Source organism: Variovorax sp. GW458-11-26-14-LB1 (assembly GCF_059423965.1).
Genome location: NZ_JBWKYW010000009.1, coordinates 91,590 through 114,988, shown reverse-complemented (window position 1 = coordinate 114,988; position 23,399 = coordinate 91,590). Strand labels below are relative to the sequence as shown.

The window sequence follows — 23,399 nt, the reverse complement described above, 5'->3', positions numbered from 1 at the left end:
CGGAGCCTTTCCCCGATGAACGCATCCCTTTCCCGCCGCAGCGTGCTGCGCACCGGCGCCGCTGCCGCCGTGGTCGCCTCGGGCGGCCTCATTGCCTCGCAGGCCTTCTCGCAGCAGGCGCGCAAGCTCACCTTCGCCTGGAACGCCGCCGCGTTCTGCCTCTCGCCCGTGGTGGTGGCGCAGGAGCGCGGCTACTTCGAGCGCAACGGCCTGCAGGTGGACCTCATCAACTACACGGGCTCGACCGACCAGCTGCTCGAATCGCTCGCCACCGCCAAGGCCGACGCGGCCGTGGGCATGATCCACCGCTGGCTCAAGCCGCTCGAGTCGGGCTTCGACGTGAAGATCGTCGGCAGCTCGCACGGCGGCTGCGTGCGCCTGGTGGGCGCCAAGGACGCGGGCGCCACCAGCCTGGCCAGCCTCAAGGGCAAGATCATCGGCGTGTCGGACATCGCGAGCCCGGGCAAGAACTTCTTCTCGATCCTCCTCGCGAAGAACGGCATCGACGCCGACCGCGACGTGACCTGGCGCCAGTACCCGGCCGACCTGCTCGACATCGCGGTGAAGAAGGGAGAGATCCACGCCATCGCCGACGGCGACCCGAACGTCTACCTCATCGAGAAGCGCAACCAGGGCACCTTCGTCGAGCTCGCGAGCAATCTCTCGGGCGAGTACAAGGACAAGGTCTGCTGCATCGTCGGTGCGCGCGGCGAGCTGGTGCGCAAGGACAAGGCCACCGTCGCCTCGCTGGTGCGCGCCATCGCGCAGGCCTCCGACTACGTGGCCGAGAACCCGAACGAGTCGGCCAAGCTCTTCGCCAAGTACTCGCCCAAGGTGCCGGTCGAAGACCTGCGCGCGCTGCTGGGCACGCTCACGCACAACCACCACCCGCTGGGCCGCAAGCTGCGCGACGAGGTGGAGTTCTACGCGCGCGACTTCCGCGGCGTCGGCGTGCTCAAGAAGACCACCGACCCGGTGCGCTTCGCGGAGCACGTGTCTTTCGATCCGCTGGCATGAGCGCCGTCATCGACCGGGTGCTGGAAGCACCGCCGGCACCGGGCAGTTGGCGTCGCCCCGGCATCGAGAAGGCCGCGCCGGCTTCCGTGTTCGCGCGCCCCGCCGAAGGCTTCTGGCGCACCGGCGCGCTCGCGAGCGCGGGGTGGGTCGCGCTGGGCCTGCTCACCGTCTACTGGCCCAACAAGGCCGTGGGCTTCAGCGACTGGGCCTATACCGACGAATTCGGCATTGCCGCCATTGCCATCGGTGCGGCGCTGCTGCTCGTGGCGCTGCTCGGCGCGCGCGCGGGCCGCGTGGCGCGCACGCTGCGACCGGCCGGGCCCTGGCTGGTCGCGCTGCCGGTGCTGTTCGCCCTCTGGGAGATCGCCACCGCCAAACTCGCACTGCTGCCCACGCCGTTCTTCGCGCCGCCGCAGAGCCTCATCGAGACCTACATCGACGACTGGCGCCGCCTCGGCGAAAGCCTGGCGCATTCGGCGCGGCTGCTCGCCCACGGCTTCGTGCTGGGCGCGCTGGCGGGCTTTCTCACGGGCGTGACCATCGGCTGGTCGCGCATCGCGGGCTACTGGGTGCATCCGGTGCTGCGCTTCGTGGGGCCGGTGCCGGCCTCGGCGCTGCTGCCGCTGGCGTTCTTCTTCTTTCCGTCGAGCTATGCGGCGGCCGTGTTCCTCATCGCGCTGGCCACGGGCTTTCCGGTGGCGGTGCTCACCTGGTCGGGCGTGGCGGGCGTCAACCGCAACTACTACGACGTGGCGCGCACCATGGGTGCGAGCGAGCGCTTCCTGGTGCTGCGCGTGGCCATTCCCGCCGCGCTGCCGCAGGTGTTCGTGGGGCTGTTCATGGGGCTGGGCGCTGCCTTCTCGGTGCTGGTGACGGCCGAGATGATGGGCGTGAAGGCCGGGCTGGGCTTCTACCTGTCGTGGGCGCAGGGCTGGGCGTCGTACTCGAACATGTACGCCGCGCTGATCGTGATGGCGCTGCTGTGCTCGGGCCTGATCACGCTGCTGTTCAAGGTGCGCGACCGCGTGCTGTCGTGGCAGAAGGGGACCGTCAAATGGTAGCCACCGCGCAAGCCGAAGCGGGTGTGCGCCAGGCCGGCGCGCAGATCGACATCCAGGGCGTGAGCCACTGGTTCGACGTGCCGGCCGGGCCGCTGCAGGTGCTCGACGACATCGACCTCACGGTGAAGCCCGGCGAGTTCGTCGCGCTGCTCGGGCCGAGCGGCTGCGGCAAGTCGACGCTGCTGCGCCTCGTCGCCGGGCTGGAGCCCGCCACGGCCGGGCGCATCACACAAGACGGCGAACCCATCACGCGGCCCGACCCGTCGCGCATCGTCGTGTTTCAAGACCCGACGCTCTACCCCTGGCGCAGCGTGTGGGACAACGTGGCGCTCGGCCTGCAGGCGCGCGGTGTGCTCAAGGCGCAGCGCGGGCGCGTCGACGAAGCGCTGAAGCTCGTCGGCCTCACCGACTTCGCCAAAGCCTTTCCGCACCAGCTCTCGGGCGGCATGGCGCAGCGCGTGGCGCTGGCGCGCGCGCTGGTCAACGACCCGCAGCTGCTGGTGCTCGACGAGCCGCTGGGCAAGCTCGACTCGCTCACGCGCATCGCGATGCAGAGCGAGCTGGTCAACCTGTGGCAGCGCGCGGGCTTCTCGGCGCTGCTGGTGACGCACGACGTGGAAGAGGCGCTGTTCCTCGCCAACCGCGTGATCGTGCTGAGCGACCGGCCGGCGCGCATCGCGGCGGAGCTCGTGGTCGATTTGCCGTACCCGCGCCATCGCGGGCACGCGCGTCTTGCTGAGCTGCGCCACGAAGCGCTGCGCCACTTGGGGCTCGACGCCACCTGGTGACATGAACGCAACGCCCGAGGCCGATTGGCTCAACCTGCTGATCGGCCTGCTCCAGGGCGCTCAACTCCAGCTGCTGCGCATGCTCGACGCGCTGGGCCTCGTGCGCCATGTGCACGGCCAGCCGGCCTGGCCGTGGGCGCACCGGCTGTCGGGCGAGAACCTGCTGATCGACCTGGGGCAAGCGCGCAGCCTCGCGTGGACGCTGGCGTGCGTCGGCGTGGCTTTGCTGCTGCTGTCGGTCGCGTTGCTCTGGCGGCGCCCGCGCTGGTACCTGCTCGCGCTGGTGCCGATGCTGCTGATCGCTGCGCCCTGGCCCCACGCGAACGTGGTGCTCGTGCCTGCGACGCCGGCGAGCTTCCACGCGTCGCCGACCGGCTTCACGGCCACATCGATCGCGCAAGGCCGCGCGCTCTACGCGCAGCACTGCGTGAGCTGCCACGGCACCGACGGCAAGGGCGAAGGGCCGCTGGCCGCCTCGCTCGCCGTGTGGCCGCCGAACCTCACGGGCCCGCTGCTGTGGCGCCGCGCCGATGGAGACCTGCTCTGGCGCGTGCTTCACGGCACGGCCACCATGCCCGGCTTCGGCGGCCCGCTCGACGCGGCCGATGCCTGGGCGCTCATCGACTACATGAAGGCGCAGGGCGCGGGCCAGAGCCTGCGTGCGCTGGGCCACTGGCCGCAGCCCGTCGGCCTGCCCGACATGGCGGTGCGCTGCGGCGCGCAGGCGCCCCGGTCGCTCGCGCAGTCGCGCGGGCAGCGCGTGCGCGTCGTGGCGGGCGCGGTCGCGCCCAGCGAAGACCCGCGCCTGGTGACGGTGCAGCTGCTGCCGCCCGGTTCGAAGGCGGCGGGCGTCACCGCCGATTGCGTGGCCGATTCACCGGCCGCGTGGGAGGCGCTGGCGCTCATCGCGGGCACCGACCAGCTCGCGGGCATGCAGCTCATCGCCGACCGCGACGGCTGGCTGCGCGTGCGCGGCCTGCCGGGGCAGGCCGGCTGGTCCGACGACGACCTGCTGTGCCGCAGCGACAGCCCACCGACTGCCTCGGCGAAAGGCGCCGTGCTGCCACCCGATGGCCTGGGCGCGCTCATCGCGCGCATGGACGCCGAGCCGGTGCGCTTCGTCAAGGGCGGCTTCATCCACTGATTTCCTTTTCACTGCTTCCACGGAGAACGAACCCATGACTTCACACCTCGACCGATCGCGCCGCCAGCTGCTTGCCGGCGGCCTTGCCGCCGCCACGACCGCCACCTTTCCTGCCTTCGTTCGCGCGCAGGGCCGCCCGGTGCTCAAGGCCGGCGACCAGAAGGGCGGGCTGCGCGCGTTGCTCGAAGCGGCGGGCGGGCTCGAAGGGCTCGGCTACGACATCCAGTGGTCGGAGTTCCCCGCCGCTGCGCCGCTGGCCGAGGCGCTCAACGCGGGCGCGGTCGATTCGGGCCCGATCGGCGATGCGCCGCTGATCTTCGCGCTCGCGGCCGGCACGCGCGTCAAGGCCATCGGCGCGAACCGCTCCGACGCCTACGGCACGGCGGTGCTGGTGCGACCCGATTCGCCGCTCAAGAGCGCGGCCGAACTCAAGGGCAAGAGCGTTGCCACCAACCGCGGCTCCATCGGCCACTACGTCACGCTCAAGGCGATCACGGCCGCGGGCCTGAAGCCCGAGGACGTGAACCTGCGCTTCCTCGCGCCGGCCGATGCCAAGCTCGCGCTCACGCAGGGCTCGGTCGATGCCTGGGCCACCTGGGAGCCCTACACCGCGCTGGCCGAAATCAGCCGCCACGCGCGTGTGCTGGTCAGCGGGCGCGGCCTGCTGCCGGGGCTGAGCTACCTCGCCGCGACCGACGCCGCCATTGCCGCCAAGCGGCCGGTGCTGCAGGACTTTCTGCAGCGCGTGGTGAAGGCGCAGCGCTGGTCGTACCGCAATGTCGATGCGTTCTCGGCCACGCTGGCACGCATCATCGGCATTCCGCCCGAGGCGGCGAAGCTGCAGTTCGAGCGCCGCCAGCAGCAGTGGGTGGCCATCGATGCACAGGTCATCGCCGACCAGCAGGGCACGGCCGATTTCTACCGGCAGGTGGGGCTCATCAAGCAGCCGCTCGACGTGAAGGGCACGTTCGACACGGGCTTCGGCACGGCGGCCTAGAACCGTCGTTCGAGCGCCTGCACGCGGAAGTCCTGCGGTGCGATGCCGTAGGCGCGGCGAAAGGCGCGGCTGAAGTCCGAGGCGCTGCGAAAGCCGGCGCCGTAGGCGATGTCGGTCACCATCACATGCGGGTAGCGCGCCAGGTCGCTCGCCGCCTGGCGCAGCCGCAGGCTGCGGATGTAGCTGCCCAGCCCGCCTTCGTGCTGGAACATGCGGTACAGCGTGGGGCGCGGCAGCTGCAGCGCGGCCAGCACGCTCTCGGGCGTGAGGTCGGCGCGGTGCAGGTGCGTCTGCACATGGCGGCGCACCCGGTCGAACATGGCGGCGCGTGCCGCCGCGCGCGCGTTGCCGTCGAAGCCGGCCTGCTTGCCGAAGGCCGACACCACCAGCTGCGCGCCCGTGCGCACCGCGCTCTGCGCCGCCGCCGGTGTCATGCCGCCGATGTGCCGCGCCAGCGAGATCGCGTGCCCCGCCGCCAGCCGCGCCAGCGGCGTGGTGCAGGCCAGCGTGCGCCCGTGCAGGGCCTCGGGGTCGGGGAAGCTCTCCTGCACCAGCGCGCCGGGCACGAAGAAGGTGTGGACGCGGCAGTCGTGGCGCCGCATGCGCACCGGCTGGTTCATGTCCAGCGCAAGGATGGTGGGCGTGCCCGCGGGGGCGGGCGGCGGTTCGTCCTTGCGGCGTGCCCCCGGGGTGGCCCGCACCCGCAGGTCGTCCACGCCGCCTTCCTCGAACACATGGAACACGAAGTCGCGCACGCTGTCGGTCGACACCCGGGCCAGCGAGCGCTCCAGCACCAGCGTGTCGGAGCGGCATTCGGTGAAGACCAGGCCGCCCACGTCGTAGCGGTCGATCGCGGCGTTGAAGGGGCGCTCGAGCGCGTCGCGCGAGGGCAGGGCGTCCATCACATGGCCGACGCGTGCGCGCCAGGCCAGGAACTGCCGGTCGGGCGGCTCTGCGTGCACGTCGAAATGGCTGTGCGCCACGCCCGGGGGACAGAGGGGGCGTTCGGGGGCCGTGGCGGCGCTGTGCGTCATAGGGCGAGGTCGGAGCGGCGCCAAGGGGCTGGAGGGTCCATGCCCGCCAAATAGTACTAACTAAGCGTTAAAAAATCACAGATTTTGCGAAATTCTCCCAAGAACTGAGACGGAAGGTCAAGGCTGTTTACAAAGCGACCTCAGGCTCGCGAGAGGCGTCCTTGCATCGCATTTCGTGGCAGAGGGACGCCGGGTTTACTTTTTTCCCCCAGCGTTGATCGACCGAGCGAGCATTGACATGTCCAAAGGAAGCGCCGAGCTGCGTGCCATTTCGGAACTGGACGACGCACCGCCCTTGAGCCCCGCCGTGGCCGCGAACGCCGCGGCGCGGCTCTTTGCCCAGGCCAACCAGCTGGACCTGGCCAACCTGATGACGGCGGTCGAGCGCGGCGACGTGTGGGCGGCCGCGCGCACGGCGCGGCAGATCCTGTGCGACATCGAGGAGGCGGCCCTGGCGGCGCACGGGCTCGACAGGGCGCACGAAGAAACCGGCGACGAGGGCTTGCTCTCGCCGCGCGAACTGAAGGTGCTGGAGCTCGTGGCCCAGGGTTGGAGCAACCGGCGCGTGGCCGAGGCGCTGCACCGCTCCGACAGCACGGTCGCCAGCCAGATCAAGAGCATCTACCGCAAGCTGTCGGTCCATTCGCGCACGCAGGCCGTGCACGAGGCCACGCGGCGCGGGCTGCTGCGCCCCTCGGGCGCGACGCAGCGCCGGGTGATCAGCTTTCCGGGGTCCGGGCCCGCGCGCGGCTGAGCTCAGGCGGCCTTGCGCGTGCGTGGTTTGGGCGTGCCACCGGACGCCGGCAACTGCTCGCGCAGGTAGTCCAGGAAGGTGCGCACCACCTCGGGCAGCGTGCGGTCGGCCAGCGTCTGCAGCTCGACCGAGCGCCCGCGCATGCCGGGCTCGCGGATCTCGGCCGCCACCAGCTCGCCGCGCTGCACGCGGTCGCGCACCGTGATCTCTCCCGTGATGGCCAGCCCGCCGCCCTGCAGCACGAAGTTGGCGAGGGCCTCGAAACGGTTGCTCACCAGCACGGGCTCGAACACGAGGCCGCGGTTGCTGCAGCCGACGTCGAACAGCTGGCGCACCGTGTTCTCTGGGCTGCCCAATGCGATGGGAAAGGGATGCATCTGCGCCAGCGTCACGCTGCGCGACTTCGCCAGCGCATGGTCAGGCCGCATGATCGCGAACACTGACGCCGCCTGGCGATGCTCGACCCGGATGCCGCGCACCGCCGCGCGGCTGTAGGTCAGGCCGATGTCCGCCTCGCCGAGCAGCACGGCGTCGCTCACCTGCGTCGGGCCGGTGGCATCGAGCCGGAAGCGCACGCCCGGGTACTGTTCGCGGAACGCCGCGATGGTGCGCGGCAGGAACTCGTTGGCGAAGCCCGAAGAACAGGCGATGCGCACCCGCCCGCTCAGCGGCCCCTGCAGCGCCTGGATGTCCGACAGCACGCGCTCGGCCTCCAGTGCGCCGCGCAGCGCGTGCGCCGCCAGCAGCTCGCCCGCGGCGCTGGGCACCATGCCGCGCGGGCGGCGCTCGAACAGCGGCGCGCCCACCAGCGTTTCGAGCGCGGCCACCTGGCGGCTGATGGCCGAGATGCTGACGTTCAGCCGCGCGGCCGCCTCGGTGAGCGAGCCCGTGCGGGCCACTTCGAGGAAGTAGCGCAGCGAGGTTTCCTGCAGGCGGCGGCTGGGCATGGGGGAGTGTGAGGTTTGCAAGGAATGCAAAGGTAGCTCAAGAAAATAGCAATTGTTGAAAAGGTGCCCGCTTTTTATGCTGCGCAGATCCCCGGTTCTCCGTCCTGCTCCCTTCTGCGCTGCCATCCATGCCCACCCCTTCCCCTCGCTTCCCTCGTGCCACCCGCCGCCTGTTGGCGCTGCTCCCCACGGCCGTCCTGCTGCTGGGCCACGGCCTCGCGCAGTCGGCCGAACTCTCGCCGGCCCAGGCTGAGCGCCATGCGCAGGGCACCTACCGCGAGTACTTCGAGCTGCTGGCGCTGCCCAACGACGCCACCGTGCCGGAAGACATCCGCAAGAACGTCGACTGGCTGGAGCAGGCCTTCCGCAAGCGCGGCTTCACGACGAAGCAGCTGCCCAACAACGGCAAGCCGATGCTCTACGCCGAGTTCCCGGGCAGCGACCCGGCGCGCAAGACGGTGCTCTTCTACATGCACCTCGACGGCCAGCCGGTGATCCCCGCGCAGTGGGCGCAAAAGAGCCCGTGGACGCCCGTGCTCAAGCGCAAGACGGACAAGGGCGAGTGGGAAGAGATCGATGCGGCCCCGCTCTTCAGCGGCCCGCTGGACCCCGAGTGGCGCGTGTTCGGCCGGGCCTCGGCGGACGACAAAGGCCCGATCATGATGTTGCTGGCGGCCATCGACGCGCTGAAGGCCGGCGGCGGACAGCCGGCGGTCAACGTGAAGGTGATCCTCGACAGCGAGGAAGAAAAAGGCTCGCCGTCCATCAGCCAGGTCATGCAGGCCCACCGCGAGCTGCTGCGCAGCGACGCCATCGTGATCCACGACGGCCCCATGCACGCCACCAACCGGCCCACGCTGGTGTTCGGCAACCGCGGCGCGGCCGATGCGCGGCTCACCGTGTACGGCGCCAAGGTCCCGCTGCACAGCGGGCACTACGGCAACTACGCGCCCAACCCGGCGCAGCGCCTGGCCAGCCTGCTGGCCACGATGAAGGACGACACCGGCCGCGTGACCGTGCCCGGCTACTACGACCGCGTGAAGATCGGCGAGGCCGAGCGCAAGATCATGGCCGCCGTGCCCGACGACGAGGCCGCGCTCAAGCGCCGCCTGGGCATCGCCCGCACCGACCGGGTCGGCGCCAACTACCAGGAGGCGATGCAGTACCCCTCGCTGAACGTGCGCGGCATGGCCTCGGCGGCCGTGGGCGACAAGGTGGCGAACATCGTCCCCGACAAGGCCGAGGCCGAGATGGACCTGCGCACCACGCCCGACTCCGACGCGCCCTACCTGGGCAAGCTGATCGAAGCGCACATCGTCAAGCAGGGCTACCACCTCGTGAAGGGCGCACCCACCGACGAGGAGCGCGCCCGCTACGACAAGCTCGCCAGCTTCAGCTACCGCAGCGAGGGCGCCGACGCGGCGGGCTCGCCGATCAACTCACCCATCGGCCAGTGGGCCTACAAGGCGCTGACCGACACCTTCGGCACCGCGCCCGAGCCGGTGCGCATCCGCATGATGGGCGGCACCGTGCCGACGGCGGAAATCGTGCGCGTGCTGCAGGTGCCGTTCGCGATCATTCCGCTGGTGAACGCCGACAACAACCAGCACGCGGCGAACGAGAACCTGCGCATGGGCAACTACGTGACCGGCGTGCAGACGGTCTACGCGCTGATGACGCACGGGTTCTGAGCCCCCGAACGGGGCGGGTGCTCGTCAGGCCCCCTTGCCGGGCTTCTGCGCCTGCTCGCATTCCACCTGGATCAGCTCGCGCTGGTCCAGCGTCGCGCCGAAGCGCACCGCGCTCAGGCAGCCGCCCCACACGCAGCCCGTGTCGGTCGACAGCAGGTCGGGCCGCGAGAGCCAGCCCAGCGTCGACCAGTGGCCGAAGGCGACGGTGGCCGCGGCCGTCTTGCGGCCCGGCACGTCGAACCACGGCAGGTAGCCCTCGGGGCCGGGAATGGCGCCGTCCTTGCTCTCGAACTCCATCACGCCCTCGGGCGTGCAATAGCGCAGCCGGGTCAGTGCATTGACGATCACGCGCAGGCGCGCATGGCCCGTGAGCGCGTCGTCCCAGTGGTCGGGCGTGTTGCCGTACATCTCGTGCAGGAAATCGCCCAGCGCGGGCCCGCGCAGCACCGACTCGACCTCCGACGCCAGCGCCAGCGTGTCGCCCACCGTCCACTGCGGCAGCACGCCGGCATGCACCATCAGCAGGTCGCCGCCGCCGACCTGCATGTGCAGCGCCATGTGCTGCTGGCGCAGCCAGTCGAGCATCGCCTCGCTGTCGGGGGCGGACAGCAGGCCGGCCACCGTGTCCTTGCGGCCGCCCTTGCGCACGCCGTGCGCCACGCCCAGCAGGTGCAGGTCGTGGTTGCCCAGCAGGCTGCGTGCCGAGGCGCCGTAGCCCTGCAGGCGGCGCAGCACCGCGGCCGAATCGGGGCCCCGGTTGACCAGGTCGCCGAGCACCACGAGCGTGTCGCGGCTGGGAGAGAAATCGATCTTGTCGAGCAGCCGGCCCAGGGGGACATCGCAGCCCTGGACGTCGCCGATACAGTAAAGTGACATTCCCTCATTCTCTCCCCCCGTTCATGGATGTCTTCCTGCTGGCCTTGCTGACCACCCTCAATGCGGTGTTCGCAATGTCCGAAATGGCCCTTTCCACCAGCCGCCGCGCACGCCTCGCGGCCTTGGCCGAAACGGGGGACACCGGGGCGGAGGCTGCGCTGAAGCTGATGGAATCGCCCACGCAATTCCTCTCGACCGTGCAGATCGGCATCACCTCGATCGGCATGCTCAGCGGCATCGTGGGCGAGGCCGCCTTCGCGGCGCCGCTCGCGGTGTGGATGGAAAGCCTGGGCATGGGCGCCGGCACCTCCAGCATCGTGTCGACCGCGGTGGTGGTGACCTGCATCACCTTCTTCACCATCATCTTCGGCGAGCTGGTGCCCAAGCGCATCGGCCAGCTGTACCCCGAGCCGGTGGCGCGCTTCGTGTCGCGCCCCATGCGCGGGCTGGCCAAGGGCGCCAAGCCCTTCGTGTGGCTGCTGGCCGGCGCCACCGCCACCACGCTGAAGCTGCTGCGCATCGACGCCAACGCCGCGCGCTCGGTGACCGAAGAAGAAATCTCGGCCAGCCTTGAAGAAGGCGTGGACGCCGGCGTGATCGAGCAGCACGAGCACCAGATGGTGCGCAACGTGTTCCACCTGGACGACCGCCGCCTGTCGTCGCTCATGATCCCGCGCGCCGACATCGAATGGCTCGACGCCTCCAACACCGTGGCGCAGGCGCTGCAGAAGGTGGCGGACGCCGCGGCGCTCAACCTCGTGCACTCGTGGTACCCCGTGTGCCGCAACTCGCTGGACGACGTGGTCGGCGTGATCAGCGTGGCGCACCTGCTGCGCCTGGGCTCCGCCCACAAGGGCGTGCTCGGCCAGGAGGCCACGCCCGCCGTGTTCGTGCCCGAGACGCTCACCGGCATGGAGCTGCTCGAGCAGTTCCGCACGCGCGCCGGCCGGCTGGTGTTCGTGGTCGACGAGTACGGCGTGGTGCAGGGCCTCATGACCCCGCGCGACCTGCTCGAGGCCATCACCGGCGAGCTGCAGCCCGGCATGCAGGCCGACGCCTGGGCGCACCAGCGCGCCGACGGCATGTGGGAGCTCGACGGCCTCATGCCCGTGTCGGAACTGCGCGCGCGCCTGGGCATCCGCGAACTGCCGGACGAAGAGCGCGGGCGCTACAACACCGTGGCCGGCCTGCTCATGTCCGTGTCGGGCCACCTGCCCGCCGTGGGCGAGCACATCGACTGCGCGGGCTGGTGCTTCGAGGTCGTGGCGCTCGAAGGGCGCCGCATCGACCGCGTGCTGGCGTCGCCGGACCCGGCCGCGCCGCAAGAAGACTGAAGAGGAGGGCGCGGCCATGCTGTCGCTGCTTGCACTGAGTTGCCCCCAATGCTCGGCCCCGCTGCCGCGCGCGGCGCGCTGGCGCACCGTCAACTGCGGCTACTGCGGCGCCACCATCACGCGCGGCACCGAGACCGTCGAGCGCGAGAGCTTTCGCGCCGCCTGGCGCCGCGCCAACGCGGCGCAGCTGTCGGACACCGGTCGCCTCCTGCAATGGCGCGGCGCGCACTACCGTGTGCTCGCGCCGCTGGGCCAGGGCGAACACAGCGAGGTGCTGCTGGCCGAACGGCTGGGCGCCGTGCCCGAGCGCGTGACGATCAAGCTCGCGCGTGAAGCGGCGGGCAACGCCGTGCTGGCGCGCGAGGCCGCCGTGCTGCAGGCGCTGCAAGCCCTGTCGGTGCCCGGCGCGGCTTACTTCACGCGGCGGCTGCCGCAGCCGCTGGGCCTGGGCGTGGCGCAGGGCCTGGGCGACGGCGAACGGCAGGCGCTGGTGCTGCGCCACCCGACCGGTTTCTGGGGCAGCCTGCAAGAGGTGCAGCAGGCCAATCCGCAAGGCATCGATGCCCGCCATGCCGTCTGGCTCTGGCGGCGCATGCTCGAGGTGCTGGCCTTCGTGCACGGCGCCGGCTGGACGCACCGCGCGCTCGCGCCCGCGCATGCGCTCGTGCATCCGCGCGACCACGGCGTGTTGCTCATCGGCTGGTCGCAGGCCAGGCAGGACGTGTCGGGTGGCGCCATCGGGCGCGACCTGATGGCGTCGGCGCGCAGCGTGCGCGCGCTGCTGTCCGACAGCGCCACCTCCGCGCCGCTGGCCGCCTTGCTGCGCGAATGCAGCGACGACGCCGTGGCCTGCGAGCGCCTGGGCGCGCAGGGCATCGAGCAGGCGCTGTCGGTGGCCTCGCGCGAGGCCTTCGGGCCGCCGCGCTTCGTTCACTTCGACCCCGCGCCGGCCGGCTAGCCGCCAGCCTTTCACTTTTCCTCACGAAGGAGCACGTCCATGGGTTACGGAAACTACTCGCACGCCGCCCACGCGGCCATCGTGGCCGACCGCGCCGCCAAGTCCGGCAGCGAAGTCTTCACGCAGACCGCCACGCACGCGCTCATGAACCCGCAGGGGCTCAAGGTGCGCGAGTCGCGCGACAACGCCGACCATCCGAACTCGCTGGGCATCGCCTTCGCGCTCGACGTCACCGGCTCGATGGGCGACATCCCGCAGACCCTGGCGCGGCGCGAGCTGCCCACCTTCATGAAGCTCTTGACCGACTGCGGCGTGGCCGACCCCCAGCTGCTCTTCATGGCCATCGGCGACGCCACCTCCGACCAGGCGCCGCTGCAGGTGGGCCAGTTCGAATCGACCGCCAACCTCATGGACCAGTGGCTCACCTGGAGCTACCTCGAAGGCGGCGGCGGGGGCAGCGGCGAAGAAAGCTACGAGCTCGCCTTCTACGTCATGGCGCAGCACACCGACATGGACTGCTGGGTCAAGCGCAAGAAGCGCGGCTACCTGTTCGTCACGGGCGACGAGCTGCCGTACCCGGCCGTGTCGCGCCACCAGGTCGAAGGGCTGATCGGCGAGAAGCTCGACGAGGACATTCCCATCGAAGAGGTCATCGCCGCCGCGGCCGAGACCACGCACCTGTTCTTCCTGATCCCCGACGCGCAGCGCCGCCGCCGCTGCGAGCCGCGCTGGCGCGAGCTGCTCGGCGACCACGTGATTTGCATGGACTCGCCCGACGACGCCTGCGCGGTGGCGGCCGGCATCGTCGCGCTCACCGAGAAGGCCGTGCCCAGCCTCGACGCGCTGGCCGGCGTGATGGCCGCCACCGGCATGGCCAAGGAGCGCGTGGGCGGCGTGCTGCACGCGCTCGACGGCTACGCCGCGCTGCTCGATCCGACCGCACCGCGCCGCGCCACGCCGGCCGCCGGTCACGGGGCGCGCAGCTCGTGGTGGAAGCGGCTCTTCGGTTGACGGCCTGCTGTTGACTTCGACGCGCTACGTCTCGCTGCTCGGCCTCGGTTTCGGCGACTGCGGCAAGGGCCGCTTCACCGACTTCCTGTGCGGCGCCTGGGGCGCGCACACCGTGGTGCGCTTCAACGGCGGCGCGCAGGCCGGCCACAACGTGGTGCTGGCCGACGGCCGCCACCACACCTTCTCGCAGTTCGGCGCCGGCAGCTTCCATGCCGGCGTGGCGACCGTGCTGGCGAGCCCGGTGGTGGTGCACCCGACGGCGTTGCGCGTCGAGGCCGAGGTGCTGCAGCGCGCGGGTGTGCCCGACGCTTTTGCGCGCCTGTTCATCGACGCGCGCTGCCGCGTGACCACGCCTTTTCATCAGGCTGCTGGCCGCCTGCGCGAATGGGTGCGCGGCGCGGCCGCGCATGGCAGCTGCGGCGTCGGCGTGGGCGAGACCGTGCGGCAGGCGCTGGCCGCGCCGGAAACGACGCTGCACTACGGCGACCTTGTTCACCCCGCGCGCACGCTCGACAAACTCGAAGCCCTGCGCCTCGCGCTGCACCGCGAGTTCGCGAACGAGCAGCCTTCGTCGGCCGGTGCCGAGCAAGAGCTGGCCGTGCTCGCCGATGCCTCGCTCGCACAACGCTGGCTCGACGCCGTGCAGCCCAGCCTGCGCCAGTCGCCGCCCGCGAGCGCCGACACCATCGGCGAACGGCTCGCGCTTCAAGGCACCGTGCTGTTCGAAGGCGCGCAGGGCGTGCTGCTCGACGAGTGGCGCGGCTTTCATCCGCACACCACCTGGAGCACTGTTTCCACCGCCGCTGTCGAGGCGGTGCTGCGCGACGTGGGCATCGCATCGCCCGTTCAGCACCTGGGCGTGCTGCGCAGCCACCTCACTCGGCACGGCGCCGGTCCGCTGCCCACGCACGACCGCGCGCTCGATGCGCGGCTGGCCGAGCCGCACAACGCCGACGACGGCTGGCAGGGCGCGTTCCGCCGTGGCCACCCCGACGCGGTGCTGCTGCGCTATGCGCTCGCCGCCGCCGGGCCGCTCGACGGGCTGCTCGCCAGCCACCTCGATGCGCTCACGCGTGCGGGCCTGCGCTGGTGCACCGGCTACCGCGATGCCGACGGGCACACGCTGTCATCGCTGCCGTTCGGCGATGCGACCGACCTGGACCATCAGCACGCGCTCACCCGCCTGCTGGAGGGCGCCCAACCTTTGTATGACCCGCAAGCCGTCGCCCACGCACCCGAGTGGGTGCGGCGCGTGGAAGCCCTCAGCGGCCTGCCCGTGCGCTTCGGTGCGTTCGGCCCGGTGCGCGAGGCCGTCCGCGCGCGCGACCTGCTGCGCTGACCTGATGAGAAAGCCTGCGTGACCCCCAACCTCTTCCTGATCGCCGGTGCCGTGCTGAGCGCCATCGCCGCGCTCTTGCACATCTGCGTCATCTTCGGCGGCCCGTCCTGGTACCGCTTCTTCGGCGCGGGCGAGCGCATGGCCGCGAGCGCCGAGGCCGGCCACCTGTACCCCGTGGCCGTCACGCTGGTCATCGCCGGCATGCTGGGCGTGTGGGCCGCCTACGCGCTGGCAGGCGCCGGCGTGTTGCAGCCGCTGCCCTTGCAGGCGCTGGTGCTGCCCGCCATCACCGCCGTGTACCTGCTGCGCGGCCTTGTCGCCGTTGCGATGTGGCTGTTCGACCGGCGCCGCCTCAGTGCTTTCTGGGTGTGGAGCTCGCTCGTGTGCTTCGTGTACGGCGTGGTGCACCTCATCGGGCTCGTGCAGGTCTGGGACACGCTCTGACCACGACCCGCCACCGCACTCAAGCAGAATCCGAATCGAAGCATCCTCGTCCTGTTTTCCCTCCCACGATCGACACCATGACCACTCCCGAAGACATCTACACCGAACCCCCCGCCGATCCCGACACGCTCGCCAACCTGGGCCCGCTGCGGCCGCTGGCCGGCATCTGGGAGGGCACGAAGGGCGTCGACGTCAAGCCGAAGAAAGAGGGCCCGAAGACGCAGGTCTACGTCGAGCACTACGAGCTGCAGCCCATCGACGCGCAGACCAACGGCCCGCAGCTGCTGTACGGCCTGCGCTACCACACCTACATCCACAAGCCCGGCCTCACCAAGATGTACCACGACCAGGTCGGCTACTGGCTGTGGGAGCCGGCCACCAGCACCGTGTTTCTCACGCTGGCCATTCCGCGCGGACAGGTGGCCATGGCCAGCGGCCACGTGAAGCCCGGCGACACCGAGTTCACGCTCAGCGCCGAGCACGGCAGCCTGGTGAACGGCATCGTGTCGAACCCGTTCCTGGAGCGCGCCTTCACCACGGTGGCGTGGAACATCACGGTGAAGATCAACGCCGACGGCACCTGGTCGTACGACCAGGACACCGTGATGCAGATCCTGGGCCAGGCCGAGCCCTTTCACCACACCGACCGCAACACGCTCACGCGCGTCGGCGAGCCGGGGCTCAATCCGCTGGCGAAGACGGCGGCGGCCTGAGGCCGTTCAGTCGGCGGGCGGCTTCGGCGTGCGCAGGCGCCGCAGCCGCACGGTGAGTTCCTTCACCAGCTGAAGCTCCCCGCGCCGCTGCGCCACCTCCAGCGCCTGCGCGAACGAGGCCTCGGCCTTCGCGGCGTCGCCGAGCGCCAGTGCGAGCAGGCCCTGCAGCCGCCACGCGGCGGTGAACTCGGGGTCGAAGGCCAGCGCCTTCTCGACATGCATCAGCGCCGTGGGCGCGTCGTCGCGCCGGTGGTGCGCCAGCGCCAGGCTCATGCGCAGCAGGGCGCCGTCGCGGCCGGCGGCCAGCAGGCGTTCGAGCGCCTCGGGCGAGGGGCCGGGTGGGGTGGTGGCGGTGTTCATGGCATTCGTTCGACCTTCCTTGAGGGACTTTGAGCGCCGGCCTGCGGGCACATCAATATCAAAGAATAATCTTTGATATTTAAAAACGCAGGCGCCCCGATGAATCTCCCTACCTCCGTCTGGCTGTTCCAGTCTCTCCACGCGCTGGGCATGGCGCTGTGGCTGTCGATTGCCGTGCGCAACAACTGGCGCGGCTTCGCGGGCTCGGTGTTTGCGGTCGGGGGCACGATGTCGATGGCGCCGTTGCGCGTCGATCCGGCCATCGACACGCCCTTGCTGACGCGCGCCATCCGCTCGGTGGCGCTGCACCGCGCGGCGCTGGGCGTGGTGCTGGTGTTGCAGCTCGGCGCGGCGCTGGCGTTCTGGGCCGGCGGCGCGATGCTGGTGGTCGGTGGCGACCTAGCCGCCGCGCGGCCGTGGCTCAACCTGGGGCTGGCCGGCTTTGCTGCCTTTCTGTTCGCGATGCACCTGGGCGGCCTGTGGTTCGGCTACTGGATACGGCAAGAGGGCCTGCAACTCACGCACCTCGTGCTGCTCTTGTGGGTGCTGGCGGCGTTCTTCCTGTTCAACCTGTCATGGCATTGATGCCGCCTTCGTCCTACGCGCGGGGTGAGGCCACGCCCACAGCCCGCGCGACGCGCTGCATCCACCATCAGCCTCCATGAACAGAGTGATTCTTGCGTTCCTGGGTGGGGTTGCCTGCGCTGCCGCCGTGGTAGCCATCGCGGAGCCCGTGAGAGTGCCCGTCGACAGCGACGACAAGGGCACGGCCTACATCGCGCCCAATGTGAACTCCACCGAAACCTCGGCCCGCACGAACGGCGCCACGGTCGGCGTGCAGCGCCCCGACGGCAGCGCTTTGGAAGCCGGCACCGACACGTCTGGCAAGCGGCCCACCTATTCGGTCGGTGCCAAGACCGGCGGCGACGTCTCCTTCTCGGGCGGCGCGCATTCGGATGGCAAGGCCAACACCGGCGTGAAGGCCGGCATCACCATCAAATACTGATCGGTCAGACCATCGTCGCGTAGACGATGAAACCCTCGTGCTTCGCGACCTTGTCGTAGAGCGTGCGCCCGGCCGCGTTGGTCGTGTGCGTCTGCCAGTACACGCGCTGCCCGCCCGCGCCGCGCACCGCGTCGTACACGCCCTGGATCAGTTGCCGGCCTACGCCCCGGCCGCGTTCGGACGACTGCGTGAACAGGTCCTGCAGGTAGCAGGTCGGCTCGATGCGCGTCGTGCTGCGGTGGAACAGGTAGTGCACCAGCCCCACCAGTTGTCCCTCGCGCTCGGCCACCAGCGCATGCACCGGTTCGTACGGATCGAAGAAGCGCTGCCACGTGACCTGCGTGATCGCCTCGGGCAGGGCCGTGGGGCCCTCGCGGCCGTAGAAGGCGTTGTAGCCGTCCCAGAGCGGCTTCCAGGCGGCGAAGTCGTCGGGCGTGGGCGGGCGGATCAGGAGCGCGGGCGTGGTCATGAGGTCAGGGGGCCTTTCCATTGGGCACGGATGTGTTGCGCGCCGCGATGGCAGCGGCGGTGGTCGCGGCGTTGACAGGGCAGGCCGGCAACGCCACCGGCACTGCCGCGGGCATGGGCTCGGGCACCGGTCCCATCGATTTTTCGAGAAAGTCGAGCATCGCGCGCATCGCCGCGCTGTTGTGGCGGCGCTGCGAGTACGCGGCATACAGCCAGTGCTCGTGCGGCATGTGGTCGCGCAGCACTGGCACCAGCGCGCCGCGCTCCAGGTGCGACTGCGCCAGCGGCTCGGGCACGTAGGCCACGCCCACGCCGCGCAGCGCCAGCTCGATCAGCGCCACCGCGTCGTTGGCCTCCATGCGGCTGTGCACCGCCACGTCGTGCGGCTGGCCGTCGGTTTCGAACGGCAGGTGCGTGGTGGGCATCGGCGAATAGCTCAGCACGTCGTGGCGCGCCATGTCCTCGGGCACCTGCGGAATGCCGCGCTGCGCCCAGTAGGCGGGCGACGCGCACACCACCATGTCGAAGCGCACCAGCCGGCGCACGATCAGGTTCATGTCGTCGATGCGCCCGCCCGTCAGGTGGATGTCGATGCCTTCCTCGATCAGGTCGATGTCGTGGTTGGTGAAATTCAGGCTCACGTACACGTCGGGATAGAGCTTGATGAACTCCGCGATCACGTCCGAAAGCCAACCTGCGATGAGGCCGTGCGGCGCGCTCATGCGCAGGCGCCCGCGCGGGTGCGAGCCGTGCGCCTGCAGGTCGTTGAGCGTGTTCTCGGCCATCGTCACCAGCTCGGTGCTGCGCTCCAGCAGCACCTCGCCCGCGTCGGTGAGGCTCAGCGAGCGGGTCGAGCGGTTGAGCAGGCGCACGCCGCTGCGCGCTTCCAGCTCGGCCACATAGCGGCTGACCGTCGCCTTGGACATGCCCAGCGACAGGGCCGCGCGGGAGAAGCTGCGCCGGAACGCGACTTCGCGGAACGTTTTGATGAGATCGAGACCATCCATAGATCGGCGCATTGTTCCAGCATCGGGGGAGGGGGCACGGGTCGTAGGGGCATCCCGGTTTTGCGCCGTGAAAGGGGTGGGGGTGCGTGGCTATACTGCCGCCCGTTGCGCCTGAGGAGGCGCGGCCGGGCTTGGTCTCCCGAAACACCTCTGCGCCCACCTCCCGGAGGCCACGCATGGCGCTCGCTCCCTCGTTACCCGAATCCTCGGCGACTCTCTGCGCCGAATCGCTCGCCCTTCAGGCCTGCGACGACCTCGACAGCTTTCACATGGTGCGCCGCGCGTATGCGTGCATCGAGAAACTCATCGTGCCGCAACATGTGAACGACACCGACGAGGTGTACCCGACGTGCACCGAACTCGGCGCGCTCGTGCGGCTGGTCAATGAAGAGCTGCAGCGGCGAATCGAAGCGGCTGAAGCCACGCTGCAGTCGCTGCGTGCTGTCGTGGCGATACCTAGCCGGGTTGGCCAGTGGGGCGCTCGCCGCTCTCCGTCGGTAGTTGCTGTTGCTGTTGCTGTTGCAACGTCGCCGAGATGCCGTAGAGCGCCAGCATGCCGAGCACGTGCCCGATCGCGACGCCCGGCTCACCCGATTCGATCCGTGCGATCGTCTGGACGTGAACGCCCAAGCGCGTGGCAGCAGCGGCCTGGCCCTCGCCAGCCGTTGTGCGCGCCAGCTTGGCGGCAGCACCGAACGCCTTGATCGCTTGGATCGCGTCGTCTCCGATGTCGGAAGAAATTCGTTTTCCTTGGGCCATGGGGTGATTGTCACTGCTTGCCGGGGAGGCGTCCGGGGCGGGTAGGTACGATCAGGCGGGAGCGGTTCTTGGCGACCACAGCCGGACGTTCGCGTCGGCGGGCAGGGCCTGTCGTTCAAGAAGAGCTCAAGTCCCTTATTGCCTAGATTTCATGCCAGAACTTCCGGTCTACTTCCATATGCAACCTGGCGCCACGCTGCCCAACATCGGGTACTTGGCCCCCTTTCGGGCTGTTGTGATCATCGAGGAGGAAGTCTCCATTGAGTGGCGCGACGATGTCAGCAACTGGTTGGTGAATTCCGGCTGCCTCTACATGATGGCGTGGGGGCTGGACTGCACTTTGTGGGACGACTCTGTCGACTGGGCGAACATAGGTCAATTCCCCTTCGAGGACATTCCAGAGGATCGATTCGTCGTGACGACATGGCATGACAGTGATCCACTGGATGAGGTTTTCTATTTCTGCAAACACACTGCTGCTCATCCGATAGTGGAGCTACCTCAAGCGATCTTGCTGCACATCGCCCGCAATGAGAGTGCAGGCCCGATGCTTAATGCGTATAGCCGCGCCTGATAGGGTGGGCGAGACCTCTGACGCATCCCCAGCCATGAACCTAGTCAGCCTGTCAGCACTTTCCCCCGAGGATGTTCGCGCGATCTGGCGCCTGGCTGCATTGCCCCCCGTGGATGTTCAAGGCGCCGCAGCCTGGTCATTCGAAGGAAACGGCATTCGCACGCGCACGACCTTCCTGAAGGCGTTCCACGAACTGAACCTGTCCGTCATCGAACTGCCGAATCTCCTGAAGACAAACGAACGCGTGTGCGATCTCGCGGGCTATCTCGACCCTTTCTATGACATCTACGTCATCCGGGAATCGAACCATGAGCGCCTCGCGGAGTTCGCTGCTTCGTCCCGCAGGCCTGTGGTCAATGCGATGTCAAACGCCGGCCATCCATGCGAAGTTCTTACGGACGCCTACTTCATCGAAACAACCATAGGCCCGATCCAGAAGGTGCGCATCTGCCTTTGGGGGCCGCCGACAAACGTGTTTCGTTCGTGGCACGAGCTGGCCAGCGTGCTGGGCTTTACGCTGGTTCATGTCTGCCATGAGAGCTTCCACGAGACCATCCCCAACGTCGCCTTTTCATCGGCTTCCCCAGAAGCAGCGGACGTGGTCATCACCGATGGCTGGCCTCGGGGCACGGAGCAGTTGAGCCGTCCGCTGTCCGTCGAAGATCTGACTCGGATGGGCAACCCCGTGCTGTTGCCGACGCCACCGTTCACTGTCAGTGGTGAACTTTCGGTGGACCCTCGTCGCTATCCGCACTTCGTCGGCTACGAGCAGAAGAAGCTCCTCTTGCCGGTGCAAAGAGCGGTGCTTCAATATCTGCTTGCAACCTGAATTGACCGAGGCCAGTCAGTCGAGTGCTGGACGGAATAGAGTCGAGAAAAGCTTGAACAGCCTATGAGCGAGGACTTCATCTCCATCAGCCGATCGCTTGTCGAGGACGCATGGAACAACCCCGACATGTGGGAAGCGAACCTTGCCTCTGCGCAAGCGTTGCTCTCGAAGGTGCTCGTTGAATCCCCTGGCAATGTCCTTGCCCTGACGTGCTTGGGCGCCGTGCTTTCCGATCAAGGCAAGCACAAAGAGGCTGCATCCGCCCTGCAGCGTGCAGTCGAACTCGGCTCCACCGATCGGAACACGTTCTTCAACCTCGGCGTGGCAACGATGAACTTCGGCTCACGCGCGAAAGCCATGTCTGCATTCCGTGGGGCCGAAGGGCTCCAGGCTTCGCCGCTGTCGTGGCCGGCATACTTTGATGCGCAGGCCCATTGAGCCCCCTCCCACCCCAAGCAAGGAGACCCGCATGAGAACGCTGAAAATCATGGAGCACATCTCGCTGGATGGTGTGATCCAGACCTCGGGCGAAGACGGCTTTCCCTACGCGGACTGGACCACGCCCTACCGCAGCCCCGCCGGCCGGGATGAAGTGCTCGCCGCGCATGGCGGGCGCTTCGATCTGCTGCTCGGGCGTCGCACCTACGACCTGTGGTCGGACTACTGGCCCAAGGCGCCGAGCGGCGCGATGGCGGATGGACTGAATGCGGCGACCAAGCATGTCGTGACCCACCGCCCCGAAAGCCTGGCATGGGGCCCGTTCGAAAGCGTGGGACCGGACGTCGTCGAGGGCGTTCGCCGCATCAAGTCTCAGGCTGGCCCGAACCTGATTCTCTGGGGCAGCTCCTCGCTGACATCGACGCTGCTGGAACACGGCCTGGTGGATGACGTCGTGCTGCTCGTCTATCCGGTGCTGCTGGGCGCGGGAAAGCGCTTCTTCGCACAGGGCACTCCACCACGCGCCTTCGAGCTTGTCACCACGAAAGCAATGCCATCGGGCATCCTCCTCAGCGCCTACAAGGTCGTCGGCCCTTTGAAGGCCGGGTAGTCGAACCGCGAAACATCGCGAGCGAAATCACAAGGAACATCTTGATCCACCGCATCCGCACGGCCCTCGTGGCCTGCACATTGGGCGCCGCGGCACTGGCCGTTTCCGCGCAGGTCACCATCGGCTTCATCGGCACGCTCTCCGGCCCCGGGGCCGCGCTCGGGCAGGAACAGTACGACGGCTTCATGCTGGCGGTCGAGCAACGCCAAGGCATGCTCGGCGGCGTTCCCGTGACGGTCCTCAAGGAAGACGACCAGCACAGCCCCGAGCGCGGGGTGCAGCTGGTGCAGAGCCTGATCGAGAAGGACAAGGTCAGCTTCATCACCGGCGTGACCTTCTCCGACGTGATGATGGCCATGGCCAAGCCGATGGCTCGGGCGGGCATGCTGTTCGTCGGCTCGAATGCCGGCCCCGCGCCGATCGCCGGCAAGCAGTGCAACACCCGGTTCGTCTTCGCCTCGTACCAGGACGAGTACCAGGCCGGGATCGTCGGACGCTACGCCGTCGACAAGGGCTACTGGAAGACGCTGTTCATTGCGCCCGACAACGCGTCGGGCAAGGACCAGCTGCGCGGCTTCAAGCGCTACTACTCGGGTGAGGTGGTGAGCGAAATCAACGTCAAGCCCGACCAGACCGACTACGCGGCGGCGCTGGCGCAGATCCAGCGCGTGGCGCCCGATGCGGTGGTGGCGTTCCTGCCGGGCGACATGGGCGTGAACTTCATCCAGCAGATGAACCGCTCGGGCCTGCTGAGCAAGGTGCCCTTGCTGACCGTGGGCACGGTCGACGGCACGACACTGCCGTTGCTCAAGGAGGCCGCGCTTCATGTGCTGGCCGGCGCGGTCTGGGGCCCCGACCTGCCGAGCCCGACGAGCAAGGCTTTCGTTGCCGCCTTCGAAAAGAGGCACGGGCGCATCCCCTCGCAGTATGCGGCGCAAGGTTTCGATGCGGCGCTCCTGATCGACCGCGCGCTGAAGGAGACCAAGGGCTCCGTCGCCGATCGCGGTGCCTTGCGCAACGCGCTCAACGAGGCCGACTTTTCGTCGGTGCGCAGCGGCTTCAAGTTTCTGCGCAACGGTTTCCCGGTGCAGGACGGGCACGTCTTCGTGGTCGCGAAGGACGCGCAGGGCCGTGTGTCGCTCAAACGGGTCGCCACGCCGCTGGAGGCGAACCCGGATGGGTACTGGAACGAGTGCCGGTAGGCAGGGGCCGGCGGCATCAGGCCAAGACCCCGGCGTTC

At 69.2% G+C, this 23,399-nt stretch carries 27 protein-coding genes; 20 read left to right on the top strand and 7 right to left on the bottom strand.

Annotation, left to right across the window (positions count from 1 at the left end; all coding sequences use genetic code 11):
• The first annotated feature begins 15 nt into the window (after positions 1–15).
• Genes AC07YS_RS09205 through AC07YS_RS09185 form a run of 5 tightly spaced genes read left to right on the top strand, consistent with a single transcriptional unit; the run spans position 16 to position 5,007 of the window.
• Positions 16–1,017, top strand: coding sequence for an ABC transporter substrate-binding protein (locus AC07YS_RS09205; RefSeq protein WP_062482528.1), 1,002 nt, complete (start codon positions 16–18; stop codon positions 1,015–1,017).
• Positions 1,014–2,078 carry an ABC transporter permease gene (locus tag AC07YS_RS09200; RefSeq protein WP_495269303.1) on the top strand — a complete coding sequence of 355 codons (1,065 nt, stop codon included), beginning with the start codon at positions 1,014–1,016 and terminating at the stop codon, positions 2,076–2,078. Before AC07YS_RS09205 ends, AC07YS_RS09200 begins: the two co-directional genes overlap by 4 nt.
• On the top strand, positions 2,072–2,866 hold the full coding sequence (locus tag AC07YS_RS09195; RefSeq protein ID WP_495269302.1) for an ABC transporter ATP-binding protein: 795 nt from the start codon (positions 2,072–2,074) through the stop codon (positions 2,864–2,866). The genes AC07YS_RS09200 and AC07YS_RS09195 overlap by 7 nt, the downstream gene beginning before the upstream one ends.
• Position 2,867: 1 nt before the next feature.
• Positions 2,868–4,010 (top strand): c-type cytochrome, encoded by a 1,143-nt coding sequence (locus AC07YS_RS09190; RefSeq protein WP_495269301.1) that lies wholly within the window; start codon positions 2,868–2,870, stop codon positions 4,008–4,010.
• 34 nt (positions 4,011–4,044) lie between these two features.
• Positions 4,045–5,007 carry an ABC transporter substrate-binding protein gene (locus AC07YS_RS09185; protein ID WP_495269300.1) on the top strand — a complete coding sequence of 321 codons (963 nt, stop codon included), beginning with the start codon at positions 4,045–4,047 and terminating at the stop codon, positions 5,005–5,007.
• Here AC07YS_RS09185 and AC07YS_RS09180 read toward each other — a convergent pair.
• A complete protein-coding gene (locus AC07YS_RS09180) occupies positions 5,004–6,041 on the bottom strand; it encodes an AraC family transcriptional regulator (RefSeq protein ID WP_447742109.1) in 1,038 nt (345 codons plus the stop codon). The two genes, AC07YS_RS09185 and AC07YS_RS09180, sit on opposite strands and share 4 nt — an antisense overlap.
• Before the next feature lie 238 nt (positions 6,042–6,279).
• On the opposite strand from AC07YS_RS09180, the gene AC07YS_RS09175 reads away from it, so the two are divergent.
• Positions 6,280–6,795, top strand: coding sequence for a response regulator transcription factor (locus AC07YS_RS09175; RefSeq protein ID WP_495269299.1), 516 nt, complete (start codon positions 6,280–6,282; stop codon positions 6,793–6,795).
• Positions 6,796–6,797: 2 nt separating this feature from the next.
• Here the strand turns inward: AC07YS_RS09175 and AC07YS_RS09170 are convergent, their stop codons facing one another.
• A complete protein-coding gene (locus AC07YS_RS09170) occupies positions 6,798–7,742 on the bottom strand; it encodes a LysR family transcriptional regulator (RefSeq protein WP_495269298.1) in 945 nt (314 codons plus the stop codon).
• 128 nt (positions 7,743–7,870) lie between these two features.
• Here AC07YS_RS09170 and AC07YS_RS09165 point away from each other — a divergent pair, with 128 nt between their 5' ends.
• The gene (locus AC07YS_RS09165; RefSeq protein ID WP_495269297.1) at positions 7,871–9,433 is read left to right on the top strand and encodes a M20/M25/M40 family metallo-hydrolase; all 1,563 of its coding nucleotides are present in this window, start codon (positions 7,871–7,873) and stop codon (positions 9,431–9,433) included.
• A 24-nt stretch (positions 9,434–9,457) separates the two neighbouring features.
• Here the strand turns inward: AC07YS_RS09165 and AC07YS_RS09160 are convergent, their stop codons facing one another.
• The gene (locus AC07YS_RS09160) at positions 9,458–10,309 is read right to left on the bottom strand and encodes a symmetrical bis(5'-nucleosyl)-tetraphosphatase (protein ID WP_495269296.1); all 852 of its coding nucleotides are present in this window, start codon (positions 10,307–10,309) and stop codon (positions 9,458–9,460) included.
• A 23-nt stretch (positions 10,310–10,332) separates the two neighbouring features.
• On the opposite strand from AC07YS_RS09160, the gene AC07YS_RS09155 reads away from it, so the two are divergent.
• From AC07YS_RS09155 to AC07YS_RS09130, 6 genes are all read left to right on the top strand, one after another.
• Positions 10,333–11,643, top strand: coding sequence for a hemolysin family protein (locus AC07YS_RS09155; RefSeq protein WP_159277941.1), 1,311 nt, complete (start codon positions 10,333–10,335; stop codon positions 11,641–11,643).
• A gap of 16 nt (positions 11,644–11,659) precedes the next feature.
• A complete protein-coding gene (locus AC07YS_RS09150; RefSeq protein ID WP_495269295.1) occupies positions 11,660–12,601 on the top strand; it encodes a protein kinase family protein in 942 nt (313 codons plus the stop codon).
• A 39-nt stretch (positions 12,602–12,640) separates the two neighbouring features.
• Complete coding sequence (locus AC07YS_RS09145; RefSeq protein ID WP_095946792.1) at positions 12,641–13,612, top strand: hypothetical protein; 972 nt, start codon at positions 12,641–12,643, stop codon at positions 13,610–13,612.
• 10 nt (positions 13,613–13,622) lie between these two features.
• Entirely contained in the window at positions 13,623–14,951 is a 1,329-nt protein-coding gene (locus AC07YS_RS09140; protein WP_495269294.1) for an adenylosuccinate synthetase, read from the top strand.
• Between the two features lie 18 nt (positions 14,952–14,969).
• The gene (locus AC07YS_RS09135) at positions 14,970–15,395 is read left to right on the top strand and encodes a hypothetical protein (RefSeq protein WP_495269293.1); all 426 of its coding nucleotides are present in this window, start codon (positions 14,970–14,972) and stop codon (positions 15,393–15,395) included.
• A gap of 77 nt (positions 15,396–15,472) precedes the next feature.
• The gene (locus AC07YS_RS09130) at positions 15,473–16,108 is read left to right on the top strand and encodes an FABP family protein (protein ID WP_062481901.1); all 636 of its coding nucleotides are present in this window, start codon (positions 15,473–15,475) and stop codon (positions 16,106–16,108) included.
• Positions 16,109–16,114: 6 nt separating this feature from the next.
• On the opposite strand, the gene AC07YS_RS09125 is transcribed toward AC07YS_RS09130, so the two are convergent.
• A complete protein-coding gene (locus tag AC07YS_RS09125; RefSeq protein WP_070061745.1) occupies positions 16,115–16,468 on the bottom strand; it encodes a hypothetical protein in 354 nt (117 codons plus the stop codon).
• A gap of 99 nt (positions 16,469–16,567) precedes the next feature.
• On the opposite strand from AC07YS_RS09125, the gene AC07YS_RS09120 reads away from it, so the two are divergent.
• Both AC07YS_RS09120 and AC07YS_RS09115 read left to right on the top strand, forming a co-directional pair.
• A complete protein-coding gene (locus AC07YS_RS09120) occupies positions 16,568–17,053 on the top strand; it encodes a DUF2165 family protein (protein WP_495269292.1) in 486 nt (161 codons plus the stop codon).
• A gap of 76 nt (positions 17,054–17,129) precedes the next feature.
• Positions 17,130–17,474: a hypothetical protein gene (locus AC07YS_RS09115; protein WP_139701940.1), complete on the top strand. Its 345-nt coding sequence runs from the start codon at positions 17,130–17,132 to the stop codon at positions 17,472–17,474.
• Between the two features lie 4 nt (positions 17,475–17,478).
• Here the strand turns inward: AC07YS_RS09115 and AC07YS_RS09110 are convergent, their stop codons facing one another.
• The 3 genes from AC07YS_RS09110 to AC07YS_RS09100 all read right to left on the bottom strand — a co-directional run bounded on the left by AC07YS_RS09110 (position 17,479) and on the right by AC07YS_RS09100 (position 19,708).
• The gene (locus AC07YS_RS09110) at positions 17,479–17,943 is read right to left on the bottom strand and encodes a GNAT family N-acetyltransferase (protein ID WP_495269291.1); all 465 of its coding nucleotides are present in this window, start codon (positions 17,941–17,943) and stop codon (positions 17,479–17,481) included.
• Positions 17,944–17,947: 4 nt separating this feature from the next.
• Positions 17,948–18,949, bottom strand: coding sequence for a LysR family transcriptional regulator (locus AC07YS_RS09105; protein WP_307584703.1), 1,002 nt, complete (start codon positions 18,947–18,949; stop codon positions 17,948–17,950).
• 456 nt (positions 18,950–19,405) lie between these two features.
• The gene (locus AC07YS_RS09100; protein WP_495268562.1) at positions 19,406–19,708 is read right to left on the bottom strand and encodes a helix-turn-helix domain-containing protein; all 303 of its coding nucleotides are present in this window, start codon (positions 19,706–19,708) and stop codon (positions 19,406–19,408) included.
• A 151-nt stretch (positions 19,709–19,859) separates the two neighbouring features.
• Between AC07YS_RS09100 and AC07YS_RS09095 the strand changes: the two genes are divergently transcribed.
• The 5 genes from AC07YS_RS09095 (at position 19,860) to AC07YS_RS09075 (ending at position 23,361) form a co-directional block, all read left to right on the top strand.
• Complete coding sequence (locus tag AC07YS_RS09095) at positions 19,860–20,282, top strand: DUF7684 family protein (protein ID WP_139701936.1); 423 nt, start codon at positions 19,860–19,862, stop codon at positions 20,280–20,282.
• Between the two features lie 34 nt (positions 20,283–20,316).
• Entirely contained in the window at positions 20,317–21,111 is a 795-nt protein-coding gene (locus tag AC07YS_RS09090; RefSeq protein WP_495268561.1) for an ornithine carbamoyltransferase, read from the top strand.
• A 63-nt stretch (positions 21,112–21,174) separates the two neighbouring features.
• Positions 21,175–21,549, top strand: coding sequence for a tetratricopeptide repeat protein (locus AC07YS_RS09085; protein WP_495268560.1), 375 nt, complete (start codon positions 21,175–21,177; stop codon positions 21,547–21,549).
• 31 nt (positions 21,550–21,580) lie between these two features.
• A complete protein-coding gene (locus AC07YS_RS09080; protein ID WP_492745111.1) occupies positions 21,581–22,159 on the top strand; it encodes a dihydrofolate reductase family protein in 579 nt (192 codons plus the stop codon).
• A gap of 41 nt (positions 22,160–22,200) precedes the next feature.
• A complete protein-coding gene (locus tag AC07YS_RS09075; RefSeq protein WP_495268559.1) occupies positions 22,201–23,361 on the top strand; it encodes an ABC transporter substrate-binding protein in 1,161 nt (386 codons plus the stop codon).
• The last annotated feature ends 38 nt before the right edge of the window (positions 23,362–23,399 follow it).

Coding starts and splice junctions, on each gene's coding strand:
- AC07YS_RS09205 (WP_062482528.1), top strand. CDS start 16: ATGAACGCATCCCTTTCCCGCCGCAGCGTGCTGCGCACCGGCGCCGCT.
- AC07YS_RS09200 (WP_495269303.1), top strand. CDS start 1,014: ATGAGCGCCGTCATCGACCGGGTGCTGGAAGCACCGCCGGCACCGGGC.
- AC07YS_RS09195 (WP_495269302.1), top strand. CDS start 2,072: ATGGTAGCCACCGCGCAAGCCGAAGCGGGTGTGCGCCAGGCCGGCGCG.
- AC07YS_RS09190 (WP_495269301.1), top strand. CDS start 2,868: ATGAACGCAACGCCCGAGGCCGATTGGCTCAACCTGCTGATCGGCCTG.
- AC07YS_RS09185 (WP_495269300.1), top strand. CDS start 4,045: ATGACTTCACACCTCGACCGATCGCGCCGCCAGCTGCTTGCCGGCGGC.
- AC07YS_RS09180 (WP_447742109.1), bottom strand. CDS start 6,041: ATGACGCACAGCGCCGCCACGGCCCCCGAACGCCCCCTCTGTCCCCCG.
- AC07YS_RS09175 (WP_495269299.1), top strand. CDS start 6,280: ATGTCCAAAGGAAGCGCCGAGCTGCGTGCCATTTCGGAACTGGACGAC.
- AC07YS_RS09170 (WP_495269298.1), bottom strand. CDS start 7,742: ATGCCCAGCCGCCGCCTGCAGGAAACCTCGCTGCGCTACTTCCTCGAA.
- AC07YS_RS09165 (WP_495269297.1), top strand. CDS start 7,871: ATGCCCACCCCTTCCCCTCGCTTCCCTCGTGCCACCCGCCGCCTGTTG.
- AC07YS_RS09160 (WP_495269296.1), bottom strand. CDS start 10,309: ATGTCACTTTACTGTATCGGCGACGTCCAGGGCTGCGATGTCCCCCTG.
- AC07YS_RS09155 (WP_159277941.1), top strand. CDS start 10,333: ATGGATGTCTTCCTGCTGGCCTTGCTGACCACCCTCAATGCGGTGTTC.
- AC07YS_RS09150 (WP_495269295.1), top strand. CDS start 11,660: ATGCTGTCGCTGCTTGCACTGAGTTGCCCCCAATGCTCGGCCCCGCTG.
- AC07YS_RS09145 (WP_095946792.1), top strand. CDS start 12,641: ATGGGTTACGGAAACTACTCGCACGCCGCCCACGCGGCCATCGTGGCC.
- AC07YS_RS09130 (WP_062481901.1), top strand. CDS start 15,473: ATGACCACTCCCGAAGACATCTACACCGAACCCCCCGCCGATCCCGAC.
- AC07YS_RS09125 (WP_070061745.1), bottom strand. CDS start 16,468: ATGAACACCGCCACCACCCCACCCGGCCCCTCGCCCGAGGCGCTCGAA.
- AC07YS_RS09120 (WP_495269292.1), top strand. CDS start 16,568: ATGAATCTCCCTACCTCCGTCTGGCTGTTCCAGTCTCTCCACGCGCTG.
- AC07YS_RS09115 (WP_139701940.1), top strand. CDS start 17,130: ATGAACAGAGTGATTCTTGCGTTCCTGGGTGGGGTTGCCTGCGCTGCC.
- AC07YS_RS09110 (WP_495269291.1), bottom strand. CDS start 17,943: ATGACCACGCCCGCGCTCCTGATCCGCCCGCCCACGCCCGACGACTTC.
- AC07YS_RS09105 (WP_307584703.1), bottom strand. CDS start 18,949: ATGGATGGTCTCGATCTCATCAAAACGTTCCGCGAAGTCGCGTTCCGG.
- AC07YS_RS09100 (WP_495268562.1), bottom strand. CDS start 19,708: ATGGCCCAAGGAAAACGAATTTCTTCCGACATCGGAGACGACGCGATC.
- AC07YS_RS09095 (WP_139701936.1), top strand. CDS start 19,860: ATGCCAGAACTTCCGGTCTACTTCCATATGCAACCTGGCGCCACGCTG.
- AC07YS_RS09090 (WP_495268561.1), top strand. CDS start 20,317: ATGAACCTAGTCAGCCTGTCAGCACTTTCCCCCGAGGATGTTCGCGCG.
- AC07YS_RS09085 (WP_495268560.1), top strand. CDS start 21,175: ATGAGCGAGGACTTCATCTCCATCAGCCGATCGCTTGTCGAGGACGCA.
- AC07YS_RS09080 (WP_492745111.1), top strand. CDS start 21,581: ATGAGAACGCTGAAAATCATGGAGCACATCTCGCTGGATGGTGTGATC.